This is a genomic window from Streptomyces sp. NPDC001100 (genome assembly GCF_053598575.1).
Map to the genome: position 1 here is coordinate 106,671 of NZ_JBSFKO010000022.1, position 16,245 is coordinate 122,915.

General features: G+C 69.7%; 14 protein-coding genes. 10 read left to right on the forward strand and 4 right to left on the reverse strand.

Going from position 1 to position 16,245, the window contains the following annotated elements:
* Positions 1–17: 17 nt before the first annotated feature.
* A complete protein-coding gene (locus ACWDEW_RS29185; protein WP_450516409.1) occupies positions 18–2,768 on the reverse strand; it encodes a penicillin acylase family protein in 2,751 nt (916 codons plus the stop codon).
* A 194-nt stretch (positions 2,769–2,962) separates the two neighbouring features.
* On the opposite strand from ACWDEW_RS29185, the gene ACWDEW_RS29190 reads away from it, so the two are divergent.
* The 6 genes from ACWDEW_RS29190 (at position 2,963) to mscL (ending at position 8,804) form a co-directional block, all read left to right on the forward strand.
* Positions 2,963–4,543, forward strand: a complete 1,581-nt coding sequence (locus tag ACWDEW_RS29190; protein WP_450516411.1) for a potassium/proton antiporter — start codon at positions 2,963–2,965, stop codon at positions 4,541–4,543.
* A 273-nt stretch (positions 4,544–4,816) separates the two neighbouring features.
* A complete protein-coding gene (locus ACWDEW_RS29195; RefSeq protein ID WP_450516413.1) occupies positions 4,817–6,091 on the forward strand; it encodes an MFS transporter in 1,275 nt (424 codons plus the stop codon).
* A 69-nt stretch (positions 6,092–6,160) separates the two neighbouring features.
* On the forward strand, positions 6,161–6,490 hold the full coding sequence (locus ACWDEW_RS29200; protein WP_450516415.1) for an FmdB family zinc ribbon protein: 330 nt from the start codon (positions 6,161–6,163) through the stop codon (positions 6,488–6,490).
* Positions 6,491–6,632: 142 nt separating this feature from the next.
* On the forward strand, positions 6,633–7,466 hold the full coding sequence (locus ACWDEW_RS29205) for an S-methyl-5'-thioadenosine phosphorylase (RefSeq protein WP_026178191.1): 834 nt from the start codon (positions 6,633–6,635) through the stop codon (positions 7,464–7,466).
* A gap of 147 nt (positions 7,467–7,613) precedes the next feature.
* Positions 7,614–8,183 carry a hypothetical protein gene (locus ACWDEW_RS29210; protein WP_450516417.1) on the forward strand — a complete coding sequence of 190 codons (570 nt, stop codon included), beginning with the start codon at positions 7,614–7,616 and terminating at the stop codon, positions 8,181–8,183.
* 159 nt (positions 8,184–8,342) lie between these two features.
* Positions 8,343–8,804 (forward strand): large conductance mechanosensitive channel protein MscL, encoded by a 462-nt coding sequence (gene mscL, locus ACWDEW_RS29215; protein ID WP_450516419.1) that lies wholly within the window; start codon positions 8,343–8,345, stop codon positions 8,802–8,804.
* A gap of 56 nt (positions 8,805–8,860) precedes the next feature.
* Here mscL and ACWDEW_RS29220 read toward each other — a convergent pair whose 3' ends face one another.
* A complete protein-coding gene (locus ACWDEW_RS29220) occupies positions 8,861–9,049 on the reverse strand; it encodes a hypothetical protein (RefSeq protein ID WP_450516421.1) in 189 nt (62 codons plus the stop codon).
* 112 nt (positions 9,050–9,161) lie between these two features.
* Between ACWDEW_RS29220 and ACWDEW_RS29225 the strand changes: the two genes are divergently transcribed.
* The 4 genes from ACWDEW_RS29225 to ACWDEW_RS29240 all read left to right on the forward strand — a co-directional run bounded on the left by ACWDEW_RS29225 (position 9,162) and on the right by ACWDEW_RS29240 (position 13,828).
* Entirely contained in the window at positions 9,162–10,364 is a 1,203-nt protein-coding gene (locus ACWDEW_RS29225; protein ID WP_450516423.1) for a low temperature requirement protein A, read from the forward strand.
* A gap of 128 nt (positions 10,365–10,492) precedes the next feature.
* The gene (locus ACWDEW_RS29230; protein ID WP_450516425.1) at positions 10,493–11,521 is read left to right on the forward strand and encodes a P1 family peptidase; all 1,029 of its coding nucleotides are present in this window, start codon (positions 10,493–10,495) and stop codon (positions 11,519–11,521) included.
* A 173-nt stretch (positions 11,522–11,694) separates the two neighbouring features.
* A complete protein-coding gene (locus ACWDEW_RS29235) occupies positions 11,695–12,921 on the forward strand; it encodes a L,D-transpeptidase (RefSeq protein WP_450516427.1) in 1,227 nt (408 codons plus the stop codon).
* A 157-nt stretch (positions 12,922–13,078) separates the two neighbouring features.
* On the forward strand, positions 13,079–13,828 hold the full coding sequence (locus tag ACWDEW_RS29240; RefSeq protein WP_450516429.1) for a DUF6227 family protein: 750 nt from the start codon (positions 13,079–13,081) through the stop codon (positions 13,826–13,828).
* 15 nt (positions 13,829–13,843) lie between these two features.
* On the opposite strand, the gene ACWDEW_RS29245 is transcribed toward ACWDEW_RS29240, so the two are convergent.
* Entirely contained in the window at positions 13,844–14,098 is a 255-nt protein-coding gene (locus tag ACWDEW_RS29245; RefSeq protein WP_450516431.1) for a hypothetical protein, read from the reverse strand.
* Between the two features lie 93 nt (positions 14,099–14,191).
* Complete coding sequence (locus tag ACWDEW_RS29250) at positions 14,192–16,234, reverse strand: PTS fructose transporter subunit IIABC (protein ID WP_450516432.1); 2,043 nt, start codon at positions 16,232–16,234, stop codon at positions 14,192–14,194.
* Between the last annotated feature and the right edge of the window lie 11 nt (positions 16,235–16,245).

Consider the following 16,245-nt stretch of genomic DNA (forward strand, 5'->3'; position numbering starts at 1 on the left):
TTGGGAGAGTCAGCCGCTCACGGCTTCAGCACCAGGGTGTCGCTCGTGCTGTTGTCGATCGCCTTGGAGGAGAAGGACCACGGCAGCAGTTCGCCGTTGACCCACTTGCTCGTCTGGTCGGTGTAGTGCGCGCTGAAGGCGTGTCCGGAGGCTCCGGTGAGGTTGATCCACTTGGACTTGTCGAAGTTGTCCAGGTTGACCACCATGCGCATCGACGGTACCCAGACCACTCCGTAGCCGCCGGCCGCGTTCCAGCCGGTGGCGTTGACCGTGGCCTCGCCGCCGCTGAGCTTCCAGGGGCCGCGGTTGAGGACGTACTGGACGATGGCGGGGCCCTCGGTGCCCAGGGTCTGGTTCTTCAGGAACAGGCGGTGCAGCCGGCCCCAGCTCCAGGTGTCGATGTCCTTGCCGAGCTTGGCGGTCAGCTCCCAGCGGGCGTCGATCATGGCGCGCTTGAAGAGCTGGTTCATGTTGCTCGCGCCCGGCCGGGTGCCCGACTTGGGGGTCGTCCACCAGTCGCTCGTGGGGTCGTCCATCAGCTTGCGGACGACCTCGAACCAGCGGTCGCCGCCGTCCGGCTGCGCCTGGTCCGCGTCGCGCTCGCCGCACTCGCGCACCTTCTGGTTGGTCTCGTCGGCGGGACCCGTCGTGTCGACCGGCGAGACGAAGATGCACTGTCCCTTGACCCGCAGCTCCTTGGGCAGTTTGTTGCCGAAGGCGAGCTTGAGGATGTTGCGCCAGACCGAGTTGAAGTAGGCGGCGGCCGCCGAGTCGGCGTCCTGGGTGTAGTCCCAGCCCTCCAGAAGCTTCTGCGCCTGGCGCACGTCCGGGTCGGGCTCGTCGATCTTCAGCAGCTTGGGCACCAGCAGCTTGGCGATCTCGCTGCTGTCGTCGAGCTGCATCTGCCGCATGTCGTCGGTGGAGATCTTGCCGCCGCCGCCGATCTTCGACTCGATCAGATCGGTGATGCGCTGGCTGCGGGTGCCGTAGCCCCAGTCCGTGGTGAGCGTGTACGGGTACTTGTTCTTGTCGATCACCGCCTGGTTCGCGGTGACGATGTAGCCGCGCTTCGGGTTGTACTCGTACGGCAGCGCGGCCTGCGGGATGTAGCCGGTCCAGTCGTACTTGGAGTCCCAGCCGGGCACCGGCAGCGAGCCGTCGCCCTTCCCGCGCACGGGGATCTTTCCGGGCAGCGTGTAGCCGATGTTGTTCTTGGTGTCGGCGTAGACGAGGTTCTGCGAGGGCACGTCGAACTTCGTGGACGCCGCGCGGAACTCGTTCCAGTCGGACGCCTTGTCGATGGCGAAGACGGCGTCCATGGTGGTGCCCGGGTCCTCGGCCGTCCAGCGCAGAGAGATGGCGTAGCCGTCGCCTCTGTCCGGGGCCGCGGTGTCGACGGTGGCCTTCTTGCCGACCTTCACGAGCTCGTCGTTGCGGTCGGACAGCAGCGGGCCGTTGTTGGTCTCGCGGACGACGATCTTCTTGGAGGCGCCGCCGGCCACCTTGATGGTCTCCGTGCGGCTGGTGAAGGGCTTCGTCGTGCCGTCGTACAGGTAGCCGTCTCCGGAGAGCTTCTCCAGGTAGAGGTCGGTGGTGTCGACCCCGGAGTTGGTCATGCCCCAGGCGATGTCCTGGTTGTGGCCGATGACCACGCCGGGCATGCCCGCGAAGGTGTAGCCGGTGACGTCGTACTGGCACTTGCTGGAGATCGCGCGGCAGTGCAGGCCCATCTGGTACCAGACGGACGGCAGCGACGCCTCCAGGTGCGGGTCGTTGGCCAGCAGGGGCTTGCCGGTGATGGTGTGCTCGCCGCCGACGACCCACGAGTTGGAGCCGATGCCCTGGCCGTTCACGCCGACAGCCGTCGGGAGGTCGTCCAGGACGTTCGAGAGGCCCGCGAGCTGGCTCGTGAGGGCCGAACCGGCCGAGGACGACGTGGAACCCGTCGTGCCGCTCGTGGACGTGCTGGAGGAGCCGTCACCACCGTTGAACGTCTTGGTGTACTCGTCGTACTCGCCCACGGTGACGATCGGCTTGTTGCGGCTGTACGGATACTCCGGGTACAGGTCCGCGATCTGCTGGGGGCCGAGGCGGGAGGTCATCAGCGCGCGGTCGATCTCGTCCTGCATGTTGCCGCGCAGGTCCCAGGCCATCGCCTTGAGCCACGAGACGGAGTCGACCGGGGTCCACTTCTCGGGCTTGTAGTCGTTGGTGAAACCGAGGGCCGCGTACTCCAGGGAGATGTCTTTCCCGTCCTTGCCCTGGAGGTAGGCGTTGACCCCCTTGGCGTAGGCCTGGAGGTACTTCTTCGTGGAGGCCGACAGCGTGGTGTCGTACTCCTTCTTGGCGACCCGGTCCCAGCCCAGGGTGCGCAGGAACTCGTCGTCCTTGACCTGGCTCTTGCCGAACATCTCGGACAGCCGCCCGGCGGTCATGTGCCGTCGTACGTCCATCTCGTAGAACCGGTCCTGCGCCTGGACGTAGCCCTGCGCCATGAACAGGTCCGCGTCGGAGGACGCGTAGATCTGCGGGATGCCGTAGCTGTCGCGCTTGACGTCGACGGGTCCCGACAGGCCGTCGAGGGTGATCGAACCCGTGGTCTGCGGCAGGGAGGCCCGGACCGTACTGACGGACCAGTAGGCGCCGTAGGCGATGCCCCCGATGATGGCCATTACCAGGACGAGAACCAATAGACGGGCTTTGCGCCCCTTTTTCCTGCCGGACTTGCCGGGCTTATGACCCGATGAGGCGGTGGTGTTGGGGGGCATCGCTGTCCTTGCTGTCCTAACGCGAGCGGCAGGGCGGGCTGTGCTTTTGACTGAGCGCTGGAGCAACCATAGGCGCAGGCTTCGGAGCGACTTGACGCGGAGTCGGGTACCAGCGCGGACGGGCGTTCGATCTTGCCTCGGGAAGTGTCAAGAAAGCGTCAAGAGTTAGGTAAGGTAACGAAGTACTTGGATGCGTGGCGCCGCAGTCTCGCGTCCCCTGTACATGTGCTGCCGCCCCGGACGCGCGTCAGCCGAGGAAGGGAAGCCTTCTGACTGTCCACCACCTCGACCAGCTCCTGCTCGTCTGCTCGCTCGTCCTGCTCGTCGCCGTAGCGGCGGTCCGGATCTCCTCGCGCAGCGGGCTCCCCAGCCTGCTCGTCTACCTGGGGATCGGCATCGCCATGGGCCAGGACGGCATCGGCGACATCCACTTCGACAACACCGAACTGACCCAGGTCATCGGATACGCGGCCCTGGTCGTGATCCTGGCCGAGGGCGGCCTCGGCACGAAGTGGACCGAGGTCAGGCCGGTCCTGTCGTCGGCCGCCACGCTGGCGCTCGTAGGGGTGGCGGTGAGCGTCGGCGTCACGGCCGCGGGCGCGCACTACCTGGTCGGACTGGAGTGGCGGCAGGCGTTCATCATCGGGGCGGTGGTGTCCTCGACGGACGCGGCGGCGGTCTTCTCCGTGCTGCGCCGAATCCCCCTCCCCGCGCGCGTGACGGGCACTTTGGAGGCCGAGTCCGGCTTCAACGACGCCCCGGTGGTCATCCTGGTCGTCGCCTTCTCCACGGCGGGCCCGGTCGAGCACTGGTACGCGCTGGTGGGCGAGATAGCCCTGGAGCTGGCGATCGGCGCGGCCATCGGCCTCGCGGTGGGCTGGCTCGGCTCCTGGGGGCTGCGGCACGTGGCGCTGCCCGCCTCCGGTCTCTACCCGATCGCCGTGCTGGCGATCGCCGTCACCGCGTACGCGGCGGGCGCCCTGGCGCACGGCAGCGGCTTCCTGGCGGTCTATCTCGCCGCGATGATGCTTGGCAACGCCAAGCTGCCCCACTGGCCCGCCACGCGTGGCTTCGCCGACGGGCTCGGCTGGATCGCCCAGATCGGCATGTTCGTCCTGCTCGGCCTGCTGGTCACCCCGCACGAACTGGGCGACGACGTCTGGCCGGCGCTGATCATCGGCCTGGTGCTGACGATGGTGGCCCGGCCGCTCAGCGTGGTGGTCAGCCTCACGCCGTTCCGGGTGCCCTGGCAGGAGCAGACGCTGATGTCCTGGGCCGGGCTGCGCGGCGCCGTGCCCATCATCCTGGCGACCATCCCCATGGTGAACGGCGTCACCGGCAGCCGTCGCGTGTTCAACATCGTCTTCGTCCTGGTCGTCGTCTACACCCTCGTCCAGGGACCGACGCTGCCCTGGCTGGCGCGCACGCTGAAGCTGGGCGAGGGGCCGGAGGCCGCCGACCTCGGCATCGAATCGGCGCCCCTGGAGCGGCTGCGCGGGCATCTGCTGTCCGTCGCGATCCCCGCGGAGTCGAAGATGCACGGCGTCGAGGTCAACGAGCTCAGGCTGCCGGCCGGGGCCGCGGTCACCTTGGTCGTACGCGATGGAAAATCGTTCGTTCCGCTGCCCTCGACGGTCCTGCGGCGCGGCGACGAGCTCCTGGTCGTGGCGACGGATCCGGTCCGGGACGCGGCCGAGCGGCGGCTGCGGGCGGTGGGCCGAGGCGGGAAGCTGGCGGGGTGGCTGGGCACGGACAACGCCGCGGCCGGTCATTAAGGGCATGTTTCGTACGGTTCACACGTTCACCAATCGCAGGTGAACGCGCGCGTGGTGCCCGTTTTCACAGGTCCACCGGGCTTCGCTCCCTGTACGATGAAGGCACATTCTGATCGAACCAACTCTGCCTGACGCAGTGCTGGCGCGACCGTATGGCGGCCGAACCCCTCCTCCGCAGTGGGCACCGGTATCTACCGCAGTTCCGCGCAAGAGGACAGTGCTCGGCGCCCCCCGCACGGGGCGCGCTACCAGGTGGCAGAAAGGCACGGGGCCGTGGCATCCACGGTCACCTCCAGGACGGGATCCCGTCCTGGATACGGGCAGCTGCTGCGTACGCGCGGCGCCTGGACGTTCCTGCTTCCCGGCTTCGCGGCGCGCCAGCCGTTCGCGATGCTCACCATCTCCATCGTGCTGCTCGTGCAGCACACCACCGGCTCCTACGGCGCTGCGGGCGCCGCCGCGGCCGTCACCGGCGTCTCCATGGCCCTGTTCGCGCCCTACAGCGGGCGCCTGGCCGACCGCCACGGGCAACGGGCCGTACTGATCCCCGGCGTCCTGGTGCACTCCCTGTCGGGCCTGACGTTCACCGCGCTCGCACTCGGCCACGCACCCCTGTGGGCACTGTTCGTGGCGGCCGTGCCGACCGGCGCCTCGGTGCCGCAGATCGGGCCCATGGTGCGCGCCCGCTGGGGCGTGAAGCTCCAGGACTCGCCCCTCATGACGACCGCCGCGGCCTTCGAGTCCGTCACCGACGAACTCACCTTCGTCTTCGGCCCGTTGCTCGCGACCGCCCTGTGCACCACCGTGAACCCGGCGGCCGGCCTGGTCACGGAGGCCGGGCTCACCCTGGCCGGCGGTCTGATCTTCGCCGCCCAGAAGGGCACCCAGCCCACGGCGACCGCCGACGGGCACGCGCGCGCGGAGCACGTTTCCGCGTTGCGCGTCCCCGGAGTGCGCGTACTGATCGTGACCTTCCTGGGCATCGGTTCCGTCTTCGGCGGCATGCAGGTCTCCCTGGCCGCCTTCACCGAGTCGATCGGCGAACCCGGCCTCAACGGCGTCCTCTACGGCACGTTCGCCGCCGGCAACATGCTCTCCGGAGTCGTCTGCGGTGCCGTCGCCTGGAAGGTCGCCCCGCAGCGCCGCCTCCTGGTCGGTTACGCGGCCCTCGCGCTGACCGCGTCCGCCCTGCGGACGGCTCACTCGGTGGCGCTCCTGGCCGGCCTCGGCCTCCTGGTCGGCATGTGCATCGCGCCCGCCCTGATCACCGGCTACACCCTGGTCGAGGGACTCGTCCCGGCCGGCGCCCGCACCGAGGCCTTCACCTGGCTGACCGGCGCGGTCGCTCTCGGCCAGGCCGCCGCCGTCACCGTCGCCGGACAACTGGAGGACCGCCTGTGGGGCGGCGCCGGTTTCCTGGTGCCAATGGCCGGTACGGTGCTCGCCCTGTGGACCCTGATCGCGCTCCGGTCCCGCCTCGCGACCCGGCCCCACAGCCGCACCGTGGCACGTGGCGTCGGTCACCGCGTGCCGGTGGCAGTGGACTGATCCCCGGGAATAGGTCAGTATGGACGCTCGTTAGCACTCATTGAGTGAGAGTGCCAGGAGGAAGACACAGTGCCGACCTACCAGTACCAGTGCACCGAGTGCGGCGAGGGCCTTGAAGCGGTCCAGAAGTTCACCGACGACGCGCTGACCGAGTGCCCCAATTGCGGTGGCCGCCTGAAGAAGGTGTTCTCCGCGGTCGGCATTGTCTTCAAGGGCTCCGGCTTCTACCGGAACGACAGCCGCGGCTCCTCGTCGAGCAGCTCGCCGGCCACCTCGAAGCCGTCGACGTCCACGGACGCCAAGCCGTCCACCCCGTCGACCTCTTCCTCGTCCTCGGACTCCAAGTCGAAGTCGTCGAGCTCGGGCTCCTCCAGCGGCAGCAGCAGCTCCGCCGCGTAGAGCACCCAGGCCGCACGAGACTTCTCGACCGCGGGACCCTGTCGTCGTACGACGGCAGGGTCTTCGGTTTTTTCCGAGCCGGTTTCCACGCCCGTCCCAGGCCGGATTCTGCGCCTTTTCGGCGGCCGCTAGTGTGCTGCTCATGGCGAACGCAGAGATCGGCGTAATCGGCGGCTCCGGCTTCTACTCGTTCCTGGACGACGTGACCGAGATCCAGGTGGACACGCCCTACGGGCCGCCCAGTGACTCCCTCTTCCTCGGCGAGATCGCCGGCCGGCGGGTCGCGTTCCTGCCCCGGCACGGGCGCGGCCACCATCTGCCGCCGCACCGCATCAACTACCGGGCGAACCTCTGGGCGTTGCGCTCCGTGGGCGTACGCCAGGTCCTCGGCCCGTGCGCGGTGGGCGGCCTGCGCCCCGAGTACGGGCCAGGCACGCTGCTGGTGCCGGACCAGCTTGTGGACCGTACGAAGTCCCGGGCCGCGACGTACTTCGACGGACTGCCGCTGCCCGACGGCACGGTGCCGAACGTGGTGCACGTGTCCCTGGCCGACCCCTACTGCCCGACCGGCCGGGCGGCGGCCCTGAAGGCGGCACGCGGACAGGACTGGGAAGCGGTCGACGGCGGCACGCTCGTGGTGGTCGAGGGCCCGCGCTTCTCGACCCGCGCCGAATCCCTCTGGCATCAGGCCCAGGGCTGGTCGGTGGTCGGCATGACCGGCCACCCCGAGGCGCCGCTCGCCCGTGAACTGGAGCTCTGCTACTCCTCGTTGACCCTGGTCACCGACCTCGACGCGGGCGCCGAGACCGGCGAGGGCGTCTCCCACGACGAGGTGCTGCGGGTGTTCGCGGCCAACGTGGACCGGCTGCGGGGCGTGCTGTTCGACACGGTGGCCGCGCTGCCGGAGAACGGGGCACGGGACTGTCTGTGCGCGAACGCGCTGGGCGGGATGGATCCCGGGTTCGAGCTGCCGTAGTCGAGCGGAGTCCGGAGGTGCGGAACTTCCCGTTCGGGTGAGGCAGTTGTCCACAACCGGCGGGTAGCACACGGGCTCCGGCGGACCGCGACGAAATCCCGCAACGTGGGACCGCAAACCGATCCCTCGTCGCAGGTGGTGGTCCACATGTCCCCGTCCTCTTCCGGCTCTCCTCCCATCTCCCCTTCCTTTCCGCGCCCGTTGGGCACGGACGCCCCGGCCACGTGCGAGGTGCCGCACTTCGCGCCGGTGCGGGTGCGCGGCGGGTGGTACCAACTGCGCCGGCTGCTACGGCACCAAAGGCGGGCCGTGGCAGCCGGCCTCGCGGTGACGGCGGTCGCGCTCATCGCGGCGGGCCCGCGTGATACGGCGGAGGCGCGGCACGGCGACAGGCCCCGCAGGCATCCGGTGGCCGATCCGGTACGGCAGCAGCGCCGGGCGGTCGAGTGGGTGTCGGCGCCGGTACGAATCGCCGACGCCGCCACCGTCCGGCTGCTGCGGTCCGGCGACCGGGTCGATGTGATCGCGGCACAGGACACGGCTGCGGGCGGTGACGCCGAAGTGGTCGCGCGTGGAGCGAGGGTGACGAAGGTCCCCGAGCCGCTCGACGAGGCGGCCGGCAGCGGGGCGTTGGTGGTGCTGTCGGTGCCGCGTGCCACGGCGGCGCGGCTGGCCGGTGCGAGTGCTACGGCACGGCTGGCGGTGACGATGTGTTGAGCCGCGCTCTTCGTATCGTGAGCAGCGCCTTCCGGCGCCTGCGCGAATTCGTGTCAAGTCCCTCGTTCGAGCTACCGAATTGGACACGGCGGCCACGCCTTGACGTAGGTTGCGGAGCTGTTCGTTCCACACCGTGCGCGTGCGAGAAGAGGCTCCGAGTTGAGCGAGAAGAAGAAGGAACTGGGCGTCTGGCAGGGGTTCAAGACCTTCCTGATGCGCGGGAACGTCGTCGATCTGGCAGTCGCGGTGGTCATCGGCGCCGCCTTCACGAACATCGTCAACTCGGTGGTGAAGGGGCTCATCAACCCGCTCGTCGGCGCGATCGGCACACAGAACCTCGACAGCTACAGTTCGTGCCTGAGCGACAGTTGCTCGGGCGACAAGGGCATCCAGCTGATGTGGGGCTCGGTCCTGGGCGCCGCCCTCAGCTTCGTGATCACCGCAGCGGTGGTCTACTTCCTGATGGTCCTGCCGATGTCGAAGTACCTGGCCCGGGTGGAGGCCCAGCGCAAGGCCAAGGAAGGCACCCACGAGGTCCTCGAGATCACCGAGCTGGAGGTCCTCAAGGAGATCCGCGACGCGCTCGTCGCCCAGCGCGGCGACGGACATCGGGAGCCGTAGCCGACAGCCCGGACGCGGCGGCAGCTGGCGGCTCGGACGCGGGCGCAGCCGACGGCTCAGATGTGGTGGGGCGGCTTCTCGTCGAGGAAGCGCTTGAGGTCGGCGGCGCCGCCCTCGCCATCGGTCCGCTCGCCCCACCCGCGATCCGTGTCGTCCGAGGAGGGCCGGCTCAAGGGGTCGTCGAAGACCAGCGCGGGCTTCGGGCCGATCGGGTCGCGCGGCTCGGGGGCGGGGGCGGTACTCATACCTCCAGGGTACGGCCGAGAGGGCGCCTGACGCCGCCGCGGGCCGAGCGGTCGGTGCCGGTCGAACCGGCCGCCTCTGAAATCCCCGCCGCTATCTGCTGTGCTTGTCCGCATGACGTCCGAGATTCCGAGACCCCTGCGCCCGCTCGTCGCCCGCGGCCGGGACGAACCGCACCGGGTCGCCTCGCCGCTGGAGCTCTTCTTCGACCTGTGTTTCGTCGTGGCCATCGCGCAGGCGGGCGTCCAGCTGGCGCACGCCGTCGCCGAGGGGCACGCGGGGCAGGGCGTCCTCAGTTACGCGATGCAGTTCTTCGCGATCTGGTGGGCCTGGATGAACTTCTCCTGGTTCGCCTCGGCCTACGACAACGACGACGTGCTCTACCGGGTCGTGACCCTGGTGCAGATCTCCGGCGTCCTGGTTCTCGCGGCCGGGGTCTCGCGGGCCTTCGAACACCACGACTACCTGGTCGTCTGGCTCGGCTACGTGATCATGCGGCTGGCGATGGCCACGCAGTGGCTGCGGGCGGCACGGGCCGCCACCGGGCCGGAGCGGACGATGGCCTTGCGGTACGCGGGCGGCGTGCTGCTCTGCATGGTCGGCTGGACGGGCCTGGTGGTCCTGCCGGAACCGGCCCGGGGCTGGGTGTTCCTCGTGATGGTGATCGCCGAGCTGTGCGTGCCGCGCTACGCGGAGAAAAACTTCCCTACGCCGTGGCATCCGCACCACATCTCGGAACGGTACGGGCTGTTCACGATCATCGTGCTGGGCGAGACGATCGCCGCGGCCACGGTCGCGGTGAAGTCTGGAGTGGACGAGCACGACGCGCTGGGCGAGCTGCTGCCCATCGCGGCGGGTGGGCTGCTGATCGTGTTCGCCGCCTGGTGGATCTACTTCGTGGTGCCGATCCACGGCCATCTCCGGACCAACCGGCAGGCGTTCCTGTGGGGGTACGGCCACTATCTGATCTTCGCCTCGGCGGCCACGATCGGCGCCGGGCTGGAGGTGGCGGTCACGGAGGCCATCGGCAAGGCGCACATCTCCACGCTGGCCGCGTCGGCCGCGGTGACCGTGCCGACGGCGCTGTATCTGCTCAGCGTGTGGGCGCTGCACGCCCGTCACTACAAGGTGGGCGTCGCCCAGCAACTGGTGCTTCCGGTCTCGGCGTTGCTGGTGACCTGCTGCACCTTCCTGGGCTCCTGGGCAGTGCTCGCGGCGGGCCTGGTGTCGGCGCTGACGGTGGCGGTCGGCACGACCTTGACCGCACTCACGGCCGGCGCGGAAAGCAGGGCCGAGGCTACGGCGAAGGTGGGCTGACCAAACCCGACAACTGGCCGAGCACCAGCGGAACAACCCCCGACACCCAGCCGACCAGCACCCCAACAACCGCCCCCACCGCGCCGCCGGTCCCCGGATCCGCCGCGCGCTGCGTGAGACTGAGCTCCATGACAGTTGACGCATTGACGGACGTGGCCGGGGTGCGGGTGGGCCATGCGACGCGGTCGGGGGACGGTTGGCTCACCGGTACGACCGTGGTGCTCGCTCCGGAGGGCGGGGCGGTGGCCGCCGTGGACGTACGCGGTGGCGGGCCCGGCACCAAGGAGACCGACGCGCTCGATCCGCGCAACGTGGTGCAGCGGGTGGAGGCGATCGTGCTGACCGGCGGCAGCGCGTACGGGCTCGACGCCGCGTCCGGGGTGATGGCCTGGCTGGAGGAGCAGGGCCGCGGGGTGCGGGTGGGAGCGGAACCGACGCATGTCGTGCCGGTGGTGCCCGGGGCCTGTGTCTTCGACCTGGGGCGGGGCGGCGACTTCAGGGCCAGGCCGGACGCGGCCACCGGGCGGGCCGCGGTGGAGGCCGCCGCGATCAGCGGGCCGGGGGTGCGGGTGCGCGAGGGGTGCGTGGGCGCCGGTACGGGCGCCGCGGTCGGGCCGATGAAGGGTGGTGTCGGGACCGCGAGCATCGTGCTGGAGTCGGGGATCACGGTGGCCGCGCTGGTGGTGGCCAACGCGGCGGGATCGGTCATGGATCCCGAAACGGGCGTCCTGTACGGGGAGTTGTTCCAGGGGCGCGTGACATATCCGGAAGCGCACGTCCACGAGGTCGCGCGCCGGCGTCTCGCCGAGACCGCGGCAAAGCACACGCCTCCTCCGCTGAACACCACGCTCGCGGTGGTCGCCACCGACGCGGACCTGTCCAAGGCGCAGGCGCAGAAGCTGGCCGGAACGGCGCACGACGGCATCGCGCGTGCCGTACGGCCGGTGCATCTGCTGCACGACGGGGACACGGTGTTCGCGCTGGCCACCGGAGCCCGGCCGTTGGACACCGAGAACCCCCTTGCCCTGAACGACATCCTCGCGGCCGGCGCGGACGTGGTGACCCGGGCGATCGTGCGCGCGGTGCGTGCCGCGGAGTCGGTGGACGGGCCGGGCGGGGCGTGGCCGTCGTACGAGGAGCTGTACGGGAGGCGGTAGGGGCTCTGTGGTGGTGGGCGTCCGGTGTTTCCGGGGAGCCGTCCCGGTGTTTGTCGCGGTTCTGTCACCGGATGGCGTTCGTGGGGAACGGCGGGAACCCGTGCGGGGGCGGGGACCCTCTTTGTCCACGCATCGCAGCGGATCACGCACATCACACGAACCTGGAGCAGCCCGTGACAACGCCGGACATAGCAGCGCGGCGCGTACTGGGGGCCATCGCCGCCCTGGTGGTCGGCACCCTCACCCTCAGCGCGTGCGGCGGCAACGCCAGCGCGGATTCCGACACCAACAGCAAGGGTGGCGGCGGGACCTCCGCCAAGACGTCCACCGCGAAGATCGTCATCTCGGCGAAGGACGGTTCGACGAACGCGTCCATCAACGCGACCGGCGTGCAGGTCAGCAACGGCAGGCTGACCGACGTGAAGATGACGGTGGCCGGGTCGGGGCAGGCCTTGGAGGGCGTGGTCTCCGCGAACGGCGCGAGTTGGAAGCCGAAGGAGCAGTTGGAGCGCGGTACGAAGTACCAGATCTCGGCGACCGCGAAGGACGCGAGCGGCAAGACCTCCGCGGCCAACTCGATTTTCACGACGGTCAGTTCGAGCAACAGCTTCATAGGGACCTACACGCCGGACAACGGGACGACGGTCGGCGTGGGCATGCCGGTGTCGTTCACCTTCGACAAGGTGATCGGCGACAAGAAGGCCGTGCAGTCGCACATCACGGTGACGTCCAGCAGCGGGCAGCAGGTCGTGGGGCACTGGTTCGGGGCGCAGCGGCTCGACTTCCGGCCGCAGGAGTACTGGAAGGCCGGTTCCAAGGTCACGATGAAGATCGACCTGGACGGCGTGGAGGGCGCGAACGGCGTCTACGGCGTGCAGAAGAAGACGGTGACCTTCACCGTGGGCCGTTCGCAGGTCTCCACGGTCGACGTCAACACGCAGACCATGACGGTCGTCCGGGACGGCCAGACCCTCAAGTCGCTGCCGATCTCCTCGGGCAGCCCGGAACACACCACGTACAACGGTCAGATGGTGATCTCCGAGAAGTTCACGCAGACGCGGATGAACAGCCGGACGGTCGGGCTGGGCGGGGAGTACGACATCCCGGACGTGCCGCACGCGATGCGGCTGACCTCGTCGGGGACGTTCATCCACGGCAACTACTGGTACGACAAGTCCAATCCGCCCTTCGGCCAGACCGGCACCAGTCACGGCTGCGTGGGTCTCGCGGACGTGCAGGGCGCGCAGGGCGCGACGAACGCCAAGTGGTTCTACGACAACTCGCTGATCGGTGACGTCGTGATCGTGAAGAACTCCCCCGACAAGACGGTCGCCCCGGACAACGGGCTCAACGGGTGGAACCTGGCGTGGAGCGAGTGGACCGCCGGAAGTACCGCCTGACCGGCAGGTTTTGACGGATCTTCGGGCCGCGCGGGAACATCTCGCGCGGCCCGCGCGTTTTCCGGGCATACGTTTTCTCGGTTCACAGGAATGATGTCCGACCGAGGGGCTACGGTATGCACCCACAAGGTGACATGCAGCAACGCCGGGAGAAGCCTTGAGCGTTCCGTACGACACGGCAGCGTACGAACCACCCGAGTCGCACGAGTCTCCGGAGGAGCACCTCGCGCGACTGCTCGGCCGTGCCCTGAACTCCTTCGAGCTGCCGGACGAGACGATACGGCAGGTCCTGGACTGCGCGCTGGCGTACGACAGTTCGCTGCACTCCGCGCACCACAGCGCGGGTCTGCATCGGGAGACGTACCGGCACACGTGGCTGCTCACCGACGGTTCGGCGCTGACCCTGTGGGAGCTCGTCCACAACACCGTGCTGGGCCGTGAGGCGCAGCATGAGGTGTACGTCGACGAGGAGGAGTTGCGGACGGCGACCGCGCGGCTGCCGATGCCGCCGGACACGACGGACTTCGAACTCCCGGTGCTGGTGCACCTGTCACCGATCCCGGAGCCCCGGCACTCGTATCTGGCGGACAACTCGGCGGATCATGCGCGCCGTTTACTGCGCCGCGCGGAGAACCCGGACCGGCCGGACGAGGAGACGGCGGCGCTGCTGGCGACGGCGTTCGCGCACCAGATCATCCAGGCCTTCGGCCGCCCGTACCGAGCGGGTCGCGCGGCGGTGTGCTTCTCGCTCTACGAGCACGCGTTCCTGCTGCCCGACGGCGCGGAGATCTCCCTGTGGGAGGTCGAGCACACGGCCACGCCGGACGGTCGTCACATGTGCGAGGTGTACGTCAGCGAGGACGCGGCCCGGGATGCGATGGAGCGGCGGGCGGCGCAGGTCTCGTAAGGCTCCGGGCCCGGCTCAGCGCCCGTCGCTGAGCTGTCGTACGAGGCCCGCGAAGGCGTCGCGCTCGGCGGGGGTCAGTTCGACGGACTCCAGGTGGGGGGCGGTGTCGCGCTGTCCCGGGAGGCCGTGGAGCGGGTGGGCCGTGTACCCGACGGTGGGTTCGGCGAGGGCGCGGCGCAGGATGCGGGTCAGGCCGAGCACCCAGGCGACGGTCGCCAGGGCGAGAACGGCCACGCCGGTCAGCTGGAGGATCGAGACGTGCTCAGGCATGCGTTCCAGTAGACACCACGGTCCGGGACCGTGGTCCCGGACCGTGACGAATCTCGCAGTTGCCGTGAACACCTCACGGCGGTCCAAAAGCCGCTAGGCGGCGACCGGTTGCTTGGCGTCCGCCGCCGGGGCGGTTATGTCCTCCGGTGCTCCGGGGGCGGTGCTGCCTGCGGACGGCTTGCGCATGCCCTTCAGTACGACGACCAGGGCGGTGGTGACGCACATGCCGACCGCGATGGCGATCAGGTAGAGGAACGGGCTGCCGATCAGCGGGACCACGAAGATGCCACCGTGCGGGGCGCGCAGGGTCGCGCCGAAGGCCATCGACAGGGCGCCGGTGATCGCGCCGCCCACCATCGAGGACGGGATGACCCGCAGCGGGTCGGCCGCGGCGAACGGGATGGCACCCTCGGAGATGAAGGAGGCGCCCAGGACCCAGGCGGCCTTGCCGTTCTCGCGCTCGGTCTCGGTGAAGAGCTTGCCGCGCACGGTGGTCGCCAGGGCCATCGCCAGCGGCGGGACCATGCCGGCCGCCATGACCGCGGCCATGATCTTCATCGCGGAGTCACTGGGGTTGGAGACCGCGATACCGGCGGTGGCGAAGGTGTACGCGACCTTGTTGACCGGGCCGCCGAGGTCGAAGCACATCATCAGGCCGAGCAGGGCGCCCAGCAGGACGGCGTTCGAGCCGCTGAGGCCGTTGAGCCAGTCGGTCATGCCCTTCTGCGCGGAGGCGATCGGCTTCCCGATCACCACGAACATCAGGAACCCGACGATCACCGTGGAGATCAGTGGGATCACCACCACCGGCATGATCCCGCGCACCGCCTTCGGGATCTTCACCTTCTGGATCGCGATCACCACGCCACCGGCGATCAGACCGGCGGCCAGACCGCCGAGGAAGCCGGCGTTGATGGTGGAGGCGATCATGCCGCCGACGAAGCCGGGCACCAGACCGGGCCGGTCGGCCATGCCGTAGGCGATGTAGCCGGCCAGGACCGGGACGAGGAAGCCGAAGGCGACGGCGCCGATCTGGAACATCAGCGCGGCCCAGCTGTCGGTCTGCGTCCACACGAAGTGCTGCATGACCGAGGGCGCGGACTTGATCTCGTAGCCGCCGATCGCGAAGCCGAGGGCGATCAGCAGACCGCCGGCCGCGACGAACGGGACCATGTAGCTGACGCCGGACATCAGCCACTTGCGGAGCATCGTGCCGTAGCCCTCGCCCGGCTCGCCGCCGCGCTCGACGGGGGTGGCGGCGCCCGCGCCGGCGGTCACCTCGCCTCGCTCGGCCTTGCCGCGGACCTCGGTGATGAGTTCGGCGGGGCGGTTGATGCCCGCCTTGACGCCGACGTCGACGGTCGGCTTGCCGGCGAAGCGTTCCTTCTCCCGTACGGGCACGTCGTGGGCGAAGATCACGGCGTCCGCCGCCGCGATCACCGCCGGGTCGAGCCGGGTGAAACCGGCCGAGCCCTGCGGCTCCACGACGAGGTCGACACCGGCTTCCCGGCCCGCGTTCTCCAGCGACTCGGCCGCCATGTAGGTGTGCGCGATACCGGTGGGGCAGGAGGTGACGGCGACGATCCGGAACGGACGGTCGCCCTCCCCCGCCGTCTCCGTGCTGCCCGCCGCGGCACCGGCGGAGGCCGCCGCCGGTGCCGCAGCGGAGTCTTCGGCGGCGCTCGTGGAGGACGCCTCGTCGCCGCGGATCAGCGCCGCCGCGCTCTCCGCGTCGCCCACCGACCGCAGCGCGGAGGTGAACTCGGCGTTCATCAGCTGCCGGGCGAGCGCCGAGAGGATGGTGAGGTGGGCGTCGTCGGCCCCGGCGGGCGCGGCGATCAGGAAGATCAGGTCGGCGGGGCCGTCCGGGGCGCCGAAGTCGACGCCCTCGGCGCTGCGCCCGAAGGCGAGCGACGGCTCGGTGACGTACTCGCTGCGGCAGTGCGGGATGCCGATGCCGCCGTCGAGGCCGGTCGGCATCTGCGCCTCGCGGGCGGCCACGTCGGCGAGGAAGCCGTCCAGGTCGGTGACCCGGCCCTGGGCGACCATGCGCTCGGCGAGGGCACGTGCCGCCGCCTCTTTGGTATCGGCGGACAGGTCGAGGTCGACCAGGTCCGCGGTGATCATCTCGCTCATCGCGGGCTCCT

What these genes read in the sequence shown, in the direction of transcription:
- ACWDEW_RS29185 (WP_450516409.1), bottom strand. Translation starts at nt 2,768, where the DNA reads ATGCCCCCCAACACCACCGCCTCATCGGGTCATAAGCCCGGCAAGTCC.
- ACWDEW_RS29205 (WP_026178191.1), top strand. Translation starts at nt 6,633, where the DNA reads ATGGCGAACGCAGAGATCGGCGTAATCGGCGGCTCCGGCTTCTACTCG.
- ACWDEW_RS29210 (WP_450516417.1), top strand. Translation starts at nt 7,614, where the DNA reads ATGTCCCCGTCCTCTTCCGGCTCTCCTCCCATCTCCCCTTCCTTTCCG.
- ACWDEW_RS29220 (WP_450516421.1), bottom strand. Translation starts at nt 9,049, where the DNA reads ATGAGTACCGCCCCCGCCCCCGAGCCGCGCGACCCGATCGGCCCGAAG.
- ACWDEW_RS29225 (WP_450516423.1), top strand. Translation starts at nt 9,162, where the DNA reads ATGACGTCCGAGATTCCGAGACCCCTGCGCCCGCTCGTCGCCCGCGGC.
- ACWDEW_RS29230 (WP_450516425.1), top strand. Translation starts at nt 10,493, where the DNA reads ATGACAGTTGACGCATTGACGGACGTGGCCGGGGTGCGGGTGGGCCAT.
- ACWDEW_RS29245 (WP_450516431.1), bottom strand. Translation starts at nt 14,098, where the DNA reads ATGCCTGAGCACGTCTCGATCCTCCAGCTGACCGGCGTGGCCGTTCTC.
- ACWDEW_RS29250 (WP_450516432.1), bottom strand. Translation starts at nt 16,234, where the DNA reads ATGAGCGAGATGATCACCGCGGACCTGGTCGACCTCGACCTGTCCGCC.